This is a genomic window from Burkholderia sp. PAMC 28687 (genome assembly GCF_001577465.1).
Taxonomy (GTDB): Bacteria; Pseudomonadota; Gammaproteobacteria; order Burkholderiales; family Burkholderiaceae; genus Caballeronia.
The window spans coordinates 1,499,495-1,513,090 of the sequence record NZ_CP014506.1 but is presented as its reverse complement, the minus strand read 5'-3'; the positions used below and the strand labels follow the sequence as shown (position 1 = coordinate 1,513,090).

Below are 13,596 nucleotides of genomic sequence, written 5' to 3'. Positions count from 1 at the left end.
CACGCGCCTGTTCAGATCGCCGGCGACCCTCAATCCGTGCTCTGTGCCATCTTCACGGGCAAAGGCACGTGTAACCACTTCTCCACGATGCCGTTCAACTCGCCGCTTTTCTTGGCATCGGTGAGGATTGCATCGACCTTCGTCTGCAACTTCGGCTCGCCCTTGTTCAGTCCCACATGACATGCCGACTCATGAATCACGTACTTGAGCGCTGGCTTGTTCGTTGCCGATGCCGGTAATGTCGTGGCAATCTTGGTCGCCACGAAATCTCCCGTGCCCACCAGCGGAACCTGACCCGCAAGGTACGCGGAGATCATCCCGCTGTTGTCTTCGAAGCGCTTGATATTGGTCGATGGCGGCACACTCTTGGTCAGCATCAGATCCTCGAACGTTCCGCGCGCCACGCCAACCGTCTTGCCGGCCATGTCCGCCGGACCATCGATCTTCATGTTCGCCGGACCATACACGCTGTTGTTGTAGGGCGAGTACGACTGCGAGAAATCGATGACCTTGTCGCGCTCGGCATCGCGGCCAAGTGTCGAGACGATCAGGTCCACTTTCTTCGTCTGCAAATAGGGAATGCGGTTGGCGCTCGAGACCGGAACGAGTTCGAGCTTTGCACCGAGTTTCTTGGCCAGCAGGGCAGAGATATCGATATCGAGTCCTTCGAGTTGCATGCTCGGACCCACCGACCCAAACGGTGCGAAATCCTGCGGAACGGCAACGCGCAACACGCCGCGCTTTTCGATGTCATCCAGTGCGTCCGCGTGCGCGGGCGCCACACGCGCAATTGCGCTGAGTGCGACCACGCCAAGTGTCATCAACAACTTCGAAGTTTTCATGTTTGCCCTGAAACGTGGATGGTGTGCCGCGCGTGCGAGAAGCCCGGCATTGAAAAGTCTATTTGAAAGTCTTTTGTTTTCTAAACGATTCAAAATTGCCGCGCATTGAAACGGCGTACGCATTGGCGCGAGGCAGCTCAGCGCCGCTCGATGTTGCTCAATGCGACCCGCCAACGTAGGGGTAAGTACGCCCGCCGGGCGTAACGCTCGATTTATTTTTCATTTATTTCCTGAAGCGCAGCAGAAAACCGATATTTTTCCCGGCCGGAATTGCATTTTTTCCACCCTACACTGGGCGCTCGACAATCACGCTCCGGAAATCATGAACGCGATGAACGCCATGAAGTCCACACGGTTCGACTTGCTCGACGGCTTGCGCGGTATTGCCGCGATCGCCGTCATGCTTCATCACTACAGCCAGCACACGGGATGGGACTGGTTCGGCGGCGCGTGGGTTGCCGTGGACCTGTTCTTCGTGCTGTCGGGCTTTGTGATCGCGCATAGCTACAGCAAGAAGATCCTCAATGGCATGTCTTTCCGCGAATTCGCGTTCGTGCGTCTCGCACGGCTCGGGCCGCTTTATTTATTCGGTCTGGCATTGGGCGTATGCGCGGTGTTGCTGTCGATTGCAAAAACCGGGTTGCCGCAGATATCCAGTTCGCAATTGCTGACCGCCACGGCACTGGGTGCGTTCTGGCTGCCGTATTTCAATGATATCGCCTGGCCGTTCGGTCAGGACGTGGTCTACGGTGCGGCGTTTCCGCTCAACGATCCGTCCTGGTCGCTTTTTTTCGAGTTGTTCGTCAACGTCGTGTTTTTTGCGTATCTGGCGAAAGTCCGAAAACTGCCGAACGCGATGGTTTCAGTGCTCGCGTTTGTCGCGTTCATTGTCTGCACGCTGATTTTCCACAAGATCAATCCAGGCTGGGGCGCCAGGAGTTTCATGGTGGGTTTTCCGCGTGTGATCGCGGAGTTTTTCGCGGGCGTGTTCATTTTCTCCATCGGGCTTCAGCATAAACATCCGCATCGGCTATTTACGGCCGTGGTCACCGGGGCGGCGTTGCTGGCATTTACCATTGGAGATCCCAGGATCGCGTTCATCAATTCGCTGACGCTGGTGCCACTGTCCGTGGCGTTGCTGTGTTCGGTGTCTATCGATGGAATGGGCAAGCGGATTTGCAAAGTGTTGGGCGAGCTTTCGTATCCGCTTTATGTGATCCATTTTCCGATCTACCGGCTGGTGTTCGAATCCTTCGATGTCCGGTTTCTGAATCCCGTTGCGCAAACGTTGATCGTGGCGGCGGTTTCCATCGTGCTGGCGTTGGTGCTTGCCCGCGCCGACCAGGAGCTGCGCCGCAAGCTGACGAGTTTTCGCAAGCCCTCCGCGGCGACGGTTTCCTGACGCCGGAAGACGTTTTCACGAGCTGCTGAAAACGCACGCGCATCGGGCAGGATAAACTTGCGGTTTCCTCCACGGCACCGCAAGCCATGACCACCACCCGTTTCGGCAATACCGCGCGCTATTGGCGCTCGCCGCTCCTGCCGGGCGCGGACATGCTGACGGCCGAGTATTACGACCACGAGTTTACGCCGCACTGGCACGACGCCTACACGATCCCCGTGATCGAGGACGGCGCGGAGTGCTACGACTATCGCGGATCGAAATACGTGGCGGAAGCCGGGTCGGTGCCGATCATCAACCCCGGTGAGTTGCATACCGGCGCGCGGGCGGTCGACGTCGGCTGGCGGTATCGGGTGTTTTACCTGCCGGTGGATTTCGTGCAATCCGTGGCCGATGAAGTCGCCGGCCGCGCCCAGCCCATGCCGTGGTTTCCAGTCGAAATCGTCCGCGACGCCGATGTCGCCCGGCGCGTGCAGCACGCGCATCAGGCAATGGAGGCGGGCGGCGATCCGCTCGCGGCCGAGCACGCGCTTTTCGATGCCGTCTCCACGCTGCTCGTGCGGCACGCGGGACAGCGCCCGCCGGTCGAGCGCATGCGGCTCGATACAGCGCGCGTCGAATCGATGAAATCGCGTCTCGCGGATGACGTGACCGTACCGTTATCGCTGACTGAACTGGCGCAGACCGTCGGGCTTTCGACCTTCCACGCGGCGCGGCTTTTTACCCGCGAAACGGGCCTCGCGCCCCACGCGTGGCGCAACCAGATGCGCCTGAATCGCGCGCTGGAGGCGTTGCGGGCGGGAGCGTCGGTGACGGAAGTCGCGGCAGCCAGCGGCTTCACTGATCAAAGCCATTTCACGCGTCACTTCAAAAAGACGTTCGGCGTGCCGCCGGGACGCTGGCGCTAAACGCCACGCGAACTTGCGCGGACCGCAAGAACGTACAAGCGCCCATCGCGCAACCCGTCCTATCCTCCTGATTCATGGAGGAAACCTTGAAAACAACGCAACAGGCAGGCAATCTCGCCGAGTTCGGCGCGGGCGCGCGTGACACCATTCCGATGATGGTCGGCGCTGCGCCGTTCGGTGTCATCTACGGCACGCTCGCGGCCACGGGGCCGCTGCACGCGTGGACCGTGCAACTCATGTCGCTGACCGTGTTCGCGGGGTCGGCGCAATTCATCGCGCTGGGTTTGATCGCCGGACACGCGAGTTTCGCGGTGATCTGGGCGACGACGTTTATCGTGAATTTGCGGCACGTCCTGTACTCCGCGACGCTCGCGCCGTATGTGGCGCATCTGCCCGCGCGCTGGCGCTGGACGCTCGGTGCGTTCATGACCGACGAGGTGTTTGCTGTCTCGTACGCGCATTACCAGAAGCGGCCAGCGGGACAAACCGGACCGTACTATTTCCTCGGTTCGGGCGTATCCATGTACGTCAACTGGCAGATCTGGACGGTCATTGGCTTGTTGTTCGGCTCGGCATTTCCCGGTCTGCAGTCGAAAGGACTCGACTTCGCGATGGTCGCCACGTTTATTGCGATCATCGTCCCGCAGTTCGTTGCGCTGCGATTCGTGGCGGCGGCAGTGACAGCCGGCGTGCTGGCGTTTGCATGGAACGGCTGGCCCTACAAGCTCGGCTTGCTGGCGGCGGTCGTGGCGGGCGTGGCGGTGGGCATGGTGTTATCGATGCGCGACGAAAGACGCAACACCGCCGAACTGGAGCGCGCCAAATGAACGATTTCCTGCTCATCATGGGAATGGCGGTCATCACGTATGCCATCCGCTCGGCGGTGTTCGTGTTCGGCGAACGGCTGAGTTTTCCACCCTTGGTACGGACTGCGCTCAGCTTTGTGCCAGTGACGGTGCTCACGGCGATTATCGTGCCGATGACGATTGCGCCTCATGGCGGCGGCGCCGAACTGACGTGGCGTAATTCGCAACTGGTCGCGGCGATCGTGGCGTTAGGCGTGTGTGCCTTGACGCGCAAGCCTTTGCTGACCATCGCCATATCGCTTGCGGTGTTTTTCTTCTGGCAGCTTGTTGTGGTGGCCTGAAATCCGGCGTGCTCAGGGAAGCGTCGCGGGCGGAGTGATGTCGCCGACGTCTGCGTAGGTCTCGGTCAGCAGTTTCACGAATGCACTGATCTTCGGGCTGAGCTGGCGGCGCGTTGCATAAAGCGCCCATACTTCCACGCTCCGGTCGCGCAAGGCGCCCAGGTTGACGAGGCGTCCGCTTTGCAGCGCGGCGCGAGCCAGATATTCGGTCATTACCGCCGCACCGGCGCTCGCAAGCGCAGCGTCGCGAACCATGGATATCGATGAAAACCGCGCGACCGTTCTCGGATGCAGTGTGCGTGGGCCTTGCGCTGACCCGATATGCCAGACGTCATTATCCGGCGATGAAAGAAGGCCCACGGCCGGGACGGCGCTATCGTCTTTCAAGGCATCGGCAATCTCCGGCGATGCCACCACGACCTGCGGCCCGCGCAGAAAACACCGGCCGGCCAGTGCCGTATCGGGCGCTGGATTGGCGCGGATCACCACGTCGTAATCCTCCGCGATCAGATCCACGAACCGGTCCTCCGCGATCACCTCGATGCGCACATCCGGATATTCATCGATATACGCCGCTGTCAGCCGCCCCATGGTTTCATAGGCCAGGAAAGTCGGCGCGCTGATCCGCAACCGGCCGCTCGGACGCCGCGAGGTCATGCCGACCACGTCCGCCGCTTCCTCGATTTCGGCCAGCAAGCGCCCGGTGCTGGCGTGCAGCGCCTGTCCTTCCTCCGTCAGCATCAACGCGCCCGAGCCGCGTTGCAGCAGGCGCACCCCCATTGCTTCTTCAAGTTGCATCACATGTCGCGAGAGACTTGCCTTGGGCCGCCCGGTCGCACGGCTCGCGCGGCCAAAACCGCCGTGCGTGACGACGGCATTGAAATCCGATAACGCATGCAGGTCCATGGCCGTTCCATCGATGAGACAAGTTGTCTCAATAATAGGGCTTTCGTCCCGTCAAAGGAACGCCCAGAATGAATCCACACCATCACCTTTTGAGGGATTCATCATGACTATCCTGGTTACTGGCGCCACGGGCGCTGTCGGTTCGCAAATTGTTCATCGGCTGGTCGAGGAGGGCGCAAGCGTGCGGGCCATCGCACGTTCGCCCGAAAAAGCCAATCTGCCGGCAAGCGTCGACGTGCGCAAAGGCGACATGACGGATATCGCGTCGATGCGTGCGGCGCTCGAAGGTGTCGACACACTGTTCCTGCTCAACGCGGTCGTCGCCGACGAAGTGACGCAAGCGATCCTCACGCTGAGCCTCGCGCGCGATGCCGGCATTCAACGCATCGTCTATTTCTCGGTGTTCAATTCAGACCGCTTCACCGACGTTCCCCACTTCACGGGCAAATACACGGTCGAACGGATGATCGAGGAATTCGATCTGCCGGCCACGATCCTGCGCCCGAGCTATTTCATCCAGAACGATGCATCGATGAAAGAAGTGATCGCCGGCAAATCGGTTTATCCGATGCCCGTAGGAAGCGTCGGCGTTTCGATGGCCGATACCCGCGACATCGCGGAAATAGCCGCCATCAGTTTGTTGCAGCGTGAACGTTCGGCGACGCCGTTGCCGCGTGAAGTGATCGACGTGGTCGGTCCGCAACCCATGACCGGCAGCGCGTTGGCCGCGATCTGGAGCGAGGTTCTGGGCAAGCCCGTGAACTACGGCGGCGACGATCTCGATGCATTCGAAGCGCAAATGGCGAGCCGTGCGCCAAGCTGGATGGCGCGCGATATCCGCCTGATGCTCGGCCGCTTCCAGCGCGACGGCATGGCGGCAAATGAGCGCGCCGTTGCACGGATGACCGAGTTGCTCGGGCGGCCGCCGCGGTCGTATCGTGATTTCGCCATCGAGACGGCGAAGGAGTGGGCCGCCAAGTAAAGTGCGGGTCCGGTGATCGGCGTGTCGCCCCCGGTCATCGACGGCGCGCGCCAGTGTGATCGCGCCCACGATGGTCGCGACAACCGCAAGACCATCCATCCCGTTCGCCGATGCCCGGTCACAACGCATAAGGCCGGGGACCGCATCAAACTTGCCGATATTGGCATACCTCCTGAAGTAGCGGCCTGCCGGGCGGTCCGTGAACGAACGCACGCGTATGATCTATCCCTGACAAGCAAGAACACGAGCCAACACAGGGAGATATCAGGCGCATGAAGTTCGACACTATTGTGCTGGGCGCGGGCATCGTAGGGGTATCGATTGCAGTGCATTTGCAAAAGCTCGGTCGCTCGGTCGCGCTCGTGGATCGCAAGCGTCCGGGCCTCGAGACATCGTTTGGAAATGCCGGACTGCTGCAGCGCGAAGGGGTGTATCCGTACGCGCTTCCTCGCGACATCAGTACGTGGATGCATTACGCAAAGAATGACTCCATCGATGTCCATTACCACCGCGACGCGCTTCCCGCGCTTGCGCCGTTCCTCTGGGCGTACTGGCGCAATTCGGAACCCGCGAAGCACGCGGCCATCGCGCGTCAATATGCAACGCTGATCGAACATTGCGTGACCGAGCATGAGGTCCTCGCGCGCGAGGCGGGCGTCACGGCTTTGCTCAAGCCAACGGGCTGGATCAAGGTCTTCCACACCAACGCCGCACAGGACGATGAAGCGCGCGATGCCGAACGCTGGCATCGTGAATTCGGTGTGCATTACAAGCTGCTCGATCCCGCCACGTTACAACGAACCGAGCCATATCTGGACCCATCGCTGGTCGGTGGATTGCATTACACGGACGCGGTATCGGTCAATGATCCGGGCGCGCTGATCGCGGGTTATGCCGCGTATTTCGAGCGGCTGGGCGGACGTTTCTTCAACGGCGACGCGACCACCCTTGCCGAAGACGGCAATGGCTGGCGCGTGATGACGCAGGAAGGGCAGGTCAACGCATCGACTGCAGTGATCGCGCTGGGGCCATGGGCGAAAGACGTGACCGCGGCGCTGGGATATCGGTTGCCGCTCGCGGTCAAGCGCGGCTATCACATGCACTACACGCCGCAGCCGGGCACCGTGCTGAACCATCCGGTACTCGATGTCGACAACGGTTTCCTGCTTGCGCCAATGGCCCGCGGCATCCGCCTGACGACAGGCGTGGAGCTGGCCGAACGCGATGCGCCGAAGACACCCGTGCAACTGCTGCGCGCCGAGCCTGTGGCGCGGACTCTGTTCCCGCTCGGGGAGCGTGTAGACGATGAACCCTGGATGGGCCGCCGTCCGTGCACGCCTGACATGATGCCGATCATCGGACCTGCGCCGCGTCACAAGAACATGTGGTTCGCGTTCGGCCACGCGCATCATGGGCTCACGCTCGGCGCGGTGACGGGCAGGCTGATTGCATCCATGATGACGGGCGAAGAACCGTTCATCGATACCACGCCGTTCAGGGCAGACCGCTTTGCGGCTTAGGGGGGCACGTGAAAGGGGCACGTGAAAGTTTCCGTGTCGAGCCGTAGAATCGTCGTAGCTTGAGCAAGCCGATTCCTTTCTTTCTAATGGCCGACAATGAACACACCCGTTACGAACCAACCCGAGATCTGGCTGATCCGTCATGGTGAAACAGAATGGAGCAAATCGGGCCAGCACACCGGCCGCACCGATATCCCGCTTACTGACCATGGCCGCGAACAAGCGCGGGCGCTTCGGCCAGTGCTCGCGGCCCAAACCTTCGATCTCGTGCTGCACAGCCCGATGAGCCGCGCACGCGACACGTGTGAAGAAGCCGGCTTGATCGCGCACGCTGAAGAAGAGCCGCGTTTGAGCGAATGGAACTACGGCATCTACGAAGGCCGCAAGACGGCGGATATCCGGGCTGAAGAGCCGGACTGGTCCGTGTGGACATCGCCGATACCGGAAGGCGAGAGCGTTCAGGATATCCAGGCGCGGGCCGAATCCCTGATCGCGCGTTTGCTTGATACGAACGGCCGTATTGCGCTCTTTTCCCACGCACACTTTCTACGCGTGCTCGGCGCCTGCTGGATGGCGGACTCAGCCGCGCTCGGCGCACATCTGTTGCTCGATACCGCGTCCGTCAGCGTGCTCGGCTTCGATCGCGAATCGCGCGCGCTCAAGCAGTGGAACGTCACGCACAAGCCGGGCTAGAACAGGTCCTCGTGACGGCAATTCACGAGGATCTCGGCGACGCTTGCGGTATTCGGCATCGCGATCGTATTGGCGATGAGCACCGCCAGATCCTCGGGCTGTGTCATTGCTTGTGGTTCGAGATCCGCGATGCCGGCCGCCATGTCCGTGTTCACGAAGCCCGGGCAAATGGCGGTTGCACGAATGCCATCGTCCCATCCGGCGCGCCGTATGGCGTGGTTCAACGCAATCACCGCATGCTTTGACATCTGGTAACCCGCGTTCAGGTTCTTCACGCGCTTTCCCGACAGCGATGCAATCTGCACCACGCGTGCATCGCCGGGTTTGCGCAGATGGGGCAACGCGGCCTGGATCAATCGGAACGGTGCCTTGACGTTGATATCCAGCGTCTCTTCGAGCATGTCGTCGGTGCCGTCTTCCAGCGTGATATGCGTACAGATCCCGGCGTTGCTGATCAGCACGTCCAGTTGTCCGAAGTGTTTGATGCTGGCGTCGACCCAACGGCGTGCGCTTTGCGGATCGCGGGCTTCATACGGGAACGTGAAGGCATCGAATGGAAATTGCACCGACGACGGATCGCGCATTCCCAGCGATAACCGATACCCGCGTTTATGCAATTCCGTCGCAACCGCCAGTCCGATACCGCGATTCGCGCCGGAGATCATCGCTACTTTGCTCATTGCCGTGGGTCCTTAGAAGCCTGCATCGATCACGATCTTCGTGCCATCGCTGAAGCGGTTCAGCCGGAACATATGTGGATCGACAAGCGGTGTGTCGTTCGTGACCAGATCCGCCATCAGTTTGCCTGCCGCCGGTCCAATGCCGAAACCGTGCCCCGAAAACCCTGTGCCAATAAAGAGTCCCGGCACCGTTTGCACGCCTGAAATGACGGGAATCGCGTCGGGCGTGATGTCCATCAGTCCCGCCCAGCGCTGCGCGATGCGCGCGCCGCTCATGTGCGGAAAGACCTTCACGAACTCGCGCAAACCGGCATCGGTGTATTGCGAAATCGGCTCCGGATCGAGCGTGCGGACGTCTTCGAACGCGGTGCGTTTGTCGAGCGCCCATTTACGCGGACGGCGCATTTCTTCGAAGAACCGTTCGCCTACGCCAATGCGCAGCGCGCCCAACTGGCTCCTTAGTGCCGGGATGTATTTGGGGAAAAGCCTGAAGCTGTCGGGCGTGATATCCGTATAAGTGCGAAAGCCGAAAGCGATCGTATAACCGCCGTCCGCGCGCTTGCGGAATGCGAACTCCTTGTTGCTCGCGCTCACGGCGGGACCGCCCTCGATGGGCGCGGTACGCAGCACGGACGCCTTGACCATCAACTGCGGCACATCGATACCCAGGTTCCCGCAGAACAATCGCGACCACGCGCCGCCCGCGACGACCACGCTTTTGCAGCGGATCGTACCAAGTTCGGTGACGACGGCGCTCACGCGGCCCGCGCTGGTTTCAATGCCGCGCACAGCGCACGGCGTCAGGATTTTCACGCCGCGTTTGCGCAATGCATTCGCAATTGCGGGCGCGGCTTTTTGCGGTTCGGCGCGGCCATCGCCCGCTGTGTACAAACCGCCCTTGAACGCACGCGATGCACCCGGCAACAGGTTCGCCACCGCCTTGGCGTCGATCTCACGTGTATCGAATGCGTCCTTGCCGGCCAGTGCCTGTGCTTTCTCGAGCCACACACGATGCGCTTCCATCTTGGCGTCGTCGTTGGCCATGTACAGGATGCCGCATTGCTTGAAACCGGTATCGATCCCAAGCGTTTCATCGAGCTTGCGCCACAGCTTCAAGCTCTCGATGCTCAGTTCGAACTCGCGCATGTCGCGATGCGTGACGCGCACCCAACCCCAGTTGCGGCTCGACTGTTCGCCGGCAATATGCCCCTTCTCGCATACCGCCACGCGCAGCCCTTTTTCGCTGAGATAAAGCGCCGTGCTCACGCCGATGATTCCGCCGCCGACTACAACGACGTCCACTTCGGCGGGCAGGGTGGTGTCGTCGGCGACGGTCTCGACTTGTGGTCCCATATGACGTTTTATCCCCGCTTGGTTTTAAAGCTGTATGAGTTAGTTATGTTGCCCGGTCATGCTGGTGCGTGCGGCTGCCGCCTGACGCTTGAGCTGCTTGCGCGTGGTTGCGGCGGCGTCCCCGGAGCGCGGATTCGAATGCCGGTTCGTCCATCGGTCGATATGATTGATTGCATGCGTGAGCGGTATGGTAATGAGCAAATAGACCAGACCCGCCGCAACCAGCGGCGACAGGTTTGCGGTATTCACGGACGTGTTCTGCCCGATGGTGAAGAGATCACGCTGCGAAGTCAGCAGGCCGAGAAAATAGACCAGGCTCGAGTCCTTCACAATGGAGATGAACTGATTGGCAAGCGCCGGCAAGATGCGCCGGATGCCCTGCGGCACGATCACATGGCGCATGGCGGTCCAGTAGTTCATGCCGAGCGCCTGGCACGCGGAGAGCTGACCTTTGCCCACGCTCTGGATGCCAGAACGAAAAATCTCGGCTATATACGCCGATGAAATCAGCCCGAGCGCCACGATTGCAAGCGGATACGGATTCGGCCCGAAGATCGCGAGGCCGACCGGCGCCAGTCCCTGGCCGACCAGCAAAATCACGAGCGCCGCGGGCAAGCCGCGAAACACATCCACGAACACGCGCGCCGGCATTTCGAGCCATCGCATATGCGACACGGCCATCAGTGCCAGCACCATTCCCGCGACAATCCCGAGCAGCGTTGAAAACAGCGAGAGCACCAGCGTATTGACAAGCCCGGTTTCAAGCAGCGCAGGCAGCGATCCCGTAAGCAACTGCCAGTCGAGGAAGTTCTGCAGGAATGCATTCATGGCGCTCTCCGGAAAAGGGCAGGCTAGGGCGTTCAGCTACCGGTTTTCATTGCGTATGGCGGCAGGCTTGCAGGCTTCGGATAACCCGGATGGAACTGCGTGTAGAGCTTCATCCATGTGCCGTCCGCGACCAGATCGTTGAGTGTCTTGTTGACTGCGGCTTCGAGTTTCGCGTTGCCCTTGCGCATCGGGAAACCGGCCGGCAAGTTGATCGCCGAGATATCGAGCCGGTCCGCGATCTTCATTTGCGGGTATTTTTCCTGCAAGCCGTCCACGAGCGATTTGTCGATGAAGAACCCGTCGATATATTTTGACCGCATTGAGACAAAACCCGCGTTCAGGTTCGGAAAGCGCACGATCTGCGCGCCCGGCAAATAGCTGTCGGAGTACGTGTCCTCGATCGTGCCTTGAATCACGCCAATGCGCTTTCCTTTGACAGAAGCCTTGTCGTTCGTGATCGCCGTGGTCTCCGGCAAGGTCGCGACGCTCAGCAAGCCGGTGAGATAGCCCTCGGAGAAATCGACCATCTTCAAGCGGTCCGTCGTGATCGAAATGGACCCGGCCGCAAGATCGATCTGCTGGTTTGTCACACTCGGCAGCAGGCCGCTGAAATCCTGCGCCCGAAAGTCGACGCTCAAGCCGAGCTTCGCGCCGATCGCACGCAACAGTTCGACATCGAAGCCCGTCATCTTGCCGTTATCGATGTAGGAATACGGCTTGTTGTTCGCGTCCACGCCGGCCATGAGCTTGCCTGGTGCAAGCGTGCCGAGGTCATCGGCATGAGCGCTTGTCGCGGTCATCAACGAAAGGGGCACGACAATCGAAAGAAGGCTGAACAGGTGTCGAAACCGCATGTTGGTCGCTCCAGGAAGAACCGCAGTGGATTAAAGGATAAAGCCTCAAAAATACATGTGTCAGGACAACGCGCCGCGCACCCGGCCGTTCCAGCAATCGTCGAGTTGATAAAGCGCCGCGCCCACGGGCACGCTCAACGTACTCGCAATGCCGCCGGGACTCAGCGGGAACGGTCCCTCGCCGAAGGCGCCATGCGCGGCTTCAAGGCCGAGCAGGGACTTCGCAATGCGCTGCCCGAGGTAAGACATGAGCGCCACGCCATTGCCGTTGCAACCGAGCGCATAGAACACACCGTCACGTTCGCCGATGTGCGCGAGCTTGTCGCCTGTCATCGCGACATAACCTTTCCATGCGTGCGTGATGCGCACGTCGCGTAATGCGGGCCAGAGCTCGACCATCTTCGCGCGCAAGATCCGCGCGGCTTCACGTTCGCCGACTTCCCTGAACGATGGCCGCGAGCCGAACAACATGCGGGTTCCATCAGGCGATGGCCGCGTGTAAAACAGGTTGCGCTTCGAGTCGCTGATCATGCGGCGCCCGGGGTTCAGCACGTCCATGAGCCCGGGAGGCAGCGGTTCCGTTGCGATCTGATAACTTGCGACGGGCAGAACACGTCGCGCAAAAAAGGGCGTGAGCCGGCCGGTGTAGCCGTTGGTCGCAACCAGCACGCGACCCGCGTTGAGCTTGCCGCGTGCCGTATGCACCGTGAACCGCGTACCCGTCCTTTCGATGCGCTCGACCGCCGCGTGCGAATGCAGCGTCGCGCCACGCCGGCGCGCAAGATCACGCAACGCGCGATGATATTTGGCGGTGTGCAGGCCGCCGTATTCATCGACGAGAATGCCGCCATAGTAATAATCCGATCCCACCACCGCGCGCTGTTCCGCGCGGGTCACCACGTGCACGGTCACGCCGGTTTTCTCGCGCAAGAGTTCGCCCTGCTTGCGCAGCCGCTCGAAATGCCCAGGCGTGAACGCGCCGAAAAACCGGCCGGTGATCTGCAGGCCGGCATCGAGCGATTCTTGGCTTACGAGCTGTTTCAGGTACTCGAAACTTGCGTTGGATTCAGCCATCAGGCGGCTGAGCCGTTCCGCCGAAACCCCGCGAATCGCGTTTGTCAGCGCAAGCTTCTGTCCGCTCGACACCATGCCGCCGCTGCGCGTGCTGCCGCCCGAGCCAATCTCGGCAGCGTCCAGAACGGCGACGGTCGCGCCATGTTGCGCCGCTTCCGCCGCCGCCGATAACCCACAATAGCCGCTGCCCACGATCACCACGTCCACGTTCGCGGGCAATGCCACGCGCGAAGTCTCGGGCGGTGCTTCGTCCCACCAATAGGGCGCGACGCGGAAATCATCGTGGAACAGCAGTGAGTCGGCTCGCATGGATCTCGTTAAGGAATGACGATGGGTTGGCGTTATCTGGCTTTCAGTCTGAAGCGCCGCTGCTATCCGGTCAAATACGGCCAAAAACGGCTGCTATT

14 protein-coding genes are annotated in these 13,596 nt (G+C 60.9%); 7 read left to right on the top strand and 7 right to left on the bottom strand.

All coding sequences use genetic code 11. The features are described from left to right. Positions 1-29: 29 nt before the first annotated feature. Positions 30-842: a transporter substrate-binding domain-containing protein gene (locus AX768_RS22080; protein WP_062002117.1), complete on the bottom strand. Its 813-nt coding sequence runs from the start codon at positions 840-842 to the stop codon at positions 30-32. Between the two features lie 322 nt (positions 843-1,164). On the opposite strand from AX768_RS22080, the gene AX768_RS22075 reads away from it, so the two are divergent. From AX768_RS22075 to AX768_RS22060, 4 genes are all read left to right on the top strand, one after another. After that, the gene (locus AX768_RS22075) at positions 1,165-2,244 is read left to right on the top strand and encodes an acyltransferase family protein (RefSeq protein WP_062002116.1); all 1,080 of its coding nucleotides are present in this window, start codon (positions 1,165-1,167) and stop codon (positions 2,242-2,244) included. Between the two features lie 86 nt (positions 2,245-2,330). Then, positions 2,331-3,152 carry a helix-turn-helix transcriptional regulator gene (locus AX768_RS22070; protein WP_062002115.1) on the top strand — a complete coding sequence of 274 codons (822 nt, stop codon included), beginning with the start codon at positions 2,331-2,333 and terminating at the stop codon, positions 3,150-3,152. Positions 3,153-3,304: 152 nt separating this feature from the next. After that, a complete protein-coding gene (locus AX768_RS22065; protein WP_174364973.1) occupies positions 3,305-3,979 on the top strand; it encodes an AzlC family ABC transporter permease in 675 nt (224 codons plus the stop codon). Next, entirely contained in the window at positions 3,976-4,299 is a 324-nt protein-coding gene (locus AX768_RS22060; RefSeq protein WP_062002113.1) for an AzlD domain-containing protein, read from the top strand. Before AX768_RS22065 ends, AX768_RS22060 begins: the two co-directional genes overlap by 4 nt. Positions 4,300-4,311: 12 nt before the next feature. Here the strand turns inward: AX768_RS22060 and AX768_RS22055 are convergent, their stop codons facing one another. Next, positions 4,312-5,205 (bottom strand): LysR family transcriptional regulator, encoded by an 894-nt coding sequence (locus AX768_RS22055; RefSeq protein WP_062002112.1) that lies wholly within the window; start codon positions 5,203-5,205, stop codon positions 4,312-4,314. A gap of 103 nt (positions 5,206-5,308) precedes the next feature. On the opposite strand from AX768_RS22055, the gene AX768_RS22050 reads away from it, so the two are divergent. The 3 genes from AX768_RS22050 (at position 5,309) to AX768_RS22040 (ending at position 8,400) form a co-directional block, all read left to right on the top strand. Then, positions 5,309-6,187, top strand: coding sequence for an SDR family oxidoreductase (locus AX768_RS22050; RefSeq protein WP_062002111.1), 879 nt, complete (start codon positions 5,309-5,311; stop codon positions 6,185-6,187). A 272-nt stretch (positions 6,188-6,459) separates the two neighbouring features. Next, positions 6,460-7,707: an NAD(P)/FAD-dependent oxidoreductase gene (locus AX768_RS22045; protein ID WP_062002110.1), complete on the top strand. Its 1,248-nt coding sequence runs from the start codon at positions 6,460-6,462 to the stop codon at positions 7,705-7,707. 96 nt (positions 7,708-7,803) lie between these two features. Beyond that, entirely contained in the window at positions 7,804-8,400 is a 597-nt protein-coding gene (locus AX768_RS22040) for a histidine phosphatase family protein (protein WP_062002109.1), read from the top strand. Here the strand turns inward: AX768_RS22040 and AX768_RS22035 are convergent. From AX768_RS22035 to AX768_RS22015, 5 genes are all read right to left on the bottom strand, one after another. After that, positions 8,397-9,080 carry an SDR family NAD(P)-dependent oxidoreductase gene (locus tag AX768_RS22035; protein WP_062002108.1) on the bottom strand — a complete coding sequence of 228 codons (684 nt, stop codon included), beginning with the start codon at positions 9,078-9,080 and terminating at the stop codon, positions 8,397-8,399. The genes AX768_RS22040 and AX768_RS22035 overlap by 4 nt on opposite strands. A 12-nt stretch (positions 9,081-9,092) precedes the next feature. Further along, positions 9,093-10,433, bottom strand: coding sequence for an NAD(P)/FAD-dependent oxidoreductase (locus AX768_RS22030; RefSeq protein WP_062002107.1), 1,341 nt, complete (start codon positions 10,431-10,433; stop codon positions 9,093-9,095). Between the two features lie 39 nt (positions 10,434-10,472). Next, complete coding sequence (locus AX768_RS22025) at positions 10,473-11,261, bottom strand: amino acid ABC transporter permease (RefSeq protein WP_062002106.1); 789 nt, start codon at positions 11,259-11,261, stop codon at positions 10,473-10,475. 32 nt (positions 11,262-11,293) lie between these two features. Next, complete coding sequence (locus AX768_RS22020; RefSeq protein WP_335340474.1) at positions 11,294-12,061, bottom strand: substrate-binding periplasmic protein; 768 nt, start codon at positions 12,059-12,061, stop codon at positions 11,294-11,296. Positions 12,062-12,175: 114 nt separating this feature from the next. Further along, positions 12,176-13,498 (bottom strand): NAD(P)/FAD-dependent oxidoreductase, encoded by a 1,323-nt coding sequence (locus tag AX768_RS22015; RefSeq protein ID WP_062002104.1) that lies wholly within the window; start codon positions 13,496-13,498, stop codon positions 12,176-12,178. Positions 13,499-13,596: the final 98 nt, after the last annotated feature.

Coding starts and splice junctions, on each gene's coding strand:
- AX768_RS22080 (WP_062002117.1), bottom strand. CDS start 842: ATGAAAACTTCGAAGTTGTTGATGACACTTGGCGTGGTCGCACTCAGC.
- AX768_RS22075 (WP_062002116.1), top strand. CDS start 1,165: ATGAACGCGATGAACGCCATGAAGTCCACACGGTTCGACTTGCTCGAC.
- AX768_RS22070 (WP_062002115.1), top strand. CDS start 2,331: ATGACCACCACCCGTTTCGGCAATACCGCGCGCTATTGGCGCTCGCCG.
- AX768_RS22065 (WP_174364973.1), top strand. CDS start 3,305: ATGATGGTCGGCGCTGCGCCGTTCGGTGTCATCTACGGCACGCTCGCG.
- AX768_RS22060 (WP_062002113.1), top strand. CDS start 3,976: ATGAACGATTTCCTGCTCATCATGGGAATGGCGGTCATCACGTATGCC.
- AX768_RS22055 (WP_062002112.1), bottom strand. CDS start 5,205: ATGGACCTGCATGCGTTATCGGATTTCAATGCCGTCGTCACGCACGGC.
- AX768_RS22050 (WP_062002111.1), top strand. CDS start 5,309: ATGACTATCCTGGTTACTGGCGCCACGGGCGCTGTCGGTTCGCAAATT.
- AX768_RS22045 (WP_062002110.1), top strand. CDS start 6,460: ATGAAGTTCGACACTATTGTGCTGGGCGCGGGCATCGTAGGGGTATCG.
- AX768_RS22040 (WP_062002109.1), top strand. CDS start 7,804: ATGAACACACCCGTTACGAACCAACCCGAGATCTGGCTGATCCGTCAT.
- AX768_RS22035 (WP_062002108.1), bottom strand. CDS start 9,080: ATGAGCAAAGTAGCGATGATCTCCGGCGCGAATCGCGGTATCGGACTG.
- AX768_RS22030 (WP_062002107.1), bottom strand. CDS start 10,433: ATGGGACCACAAGTCGAGACCGTCGCCGACGACACCACCCTGCCCGCC.
- AX768_RS22025 (WP_062002106.1), bottom strand. CDS start 11,261: ATGAATGCATTCCTGCAGAACTTCCTCGACTGGCAGTTGCTTACGGGA.
- AX768_RS22020 (WP_335340474.1), bottom strand. CDS start 12,061: ATGACCGCGACAAGCGCTCATGCCGATGACCTCGGCACGCTTGCACCA.
- AX768_RS22015 (WP_062002104.1), bottom strand. CDS start 13,498: ATGCGAGCCGACTCACTGCTGTTCCACGATGATTTCCGCGTCGCGCCC.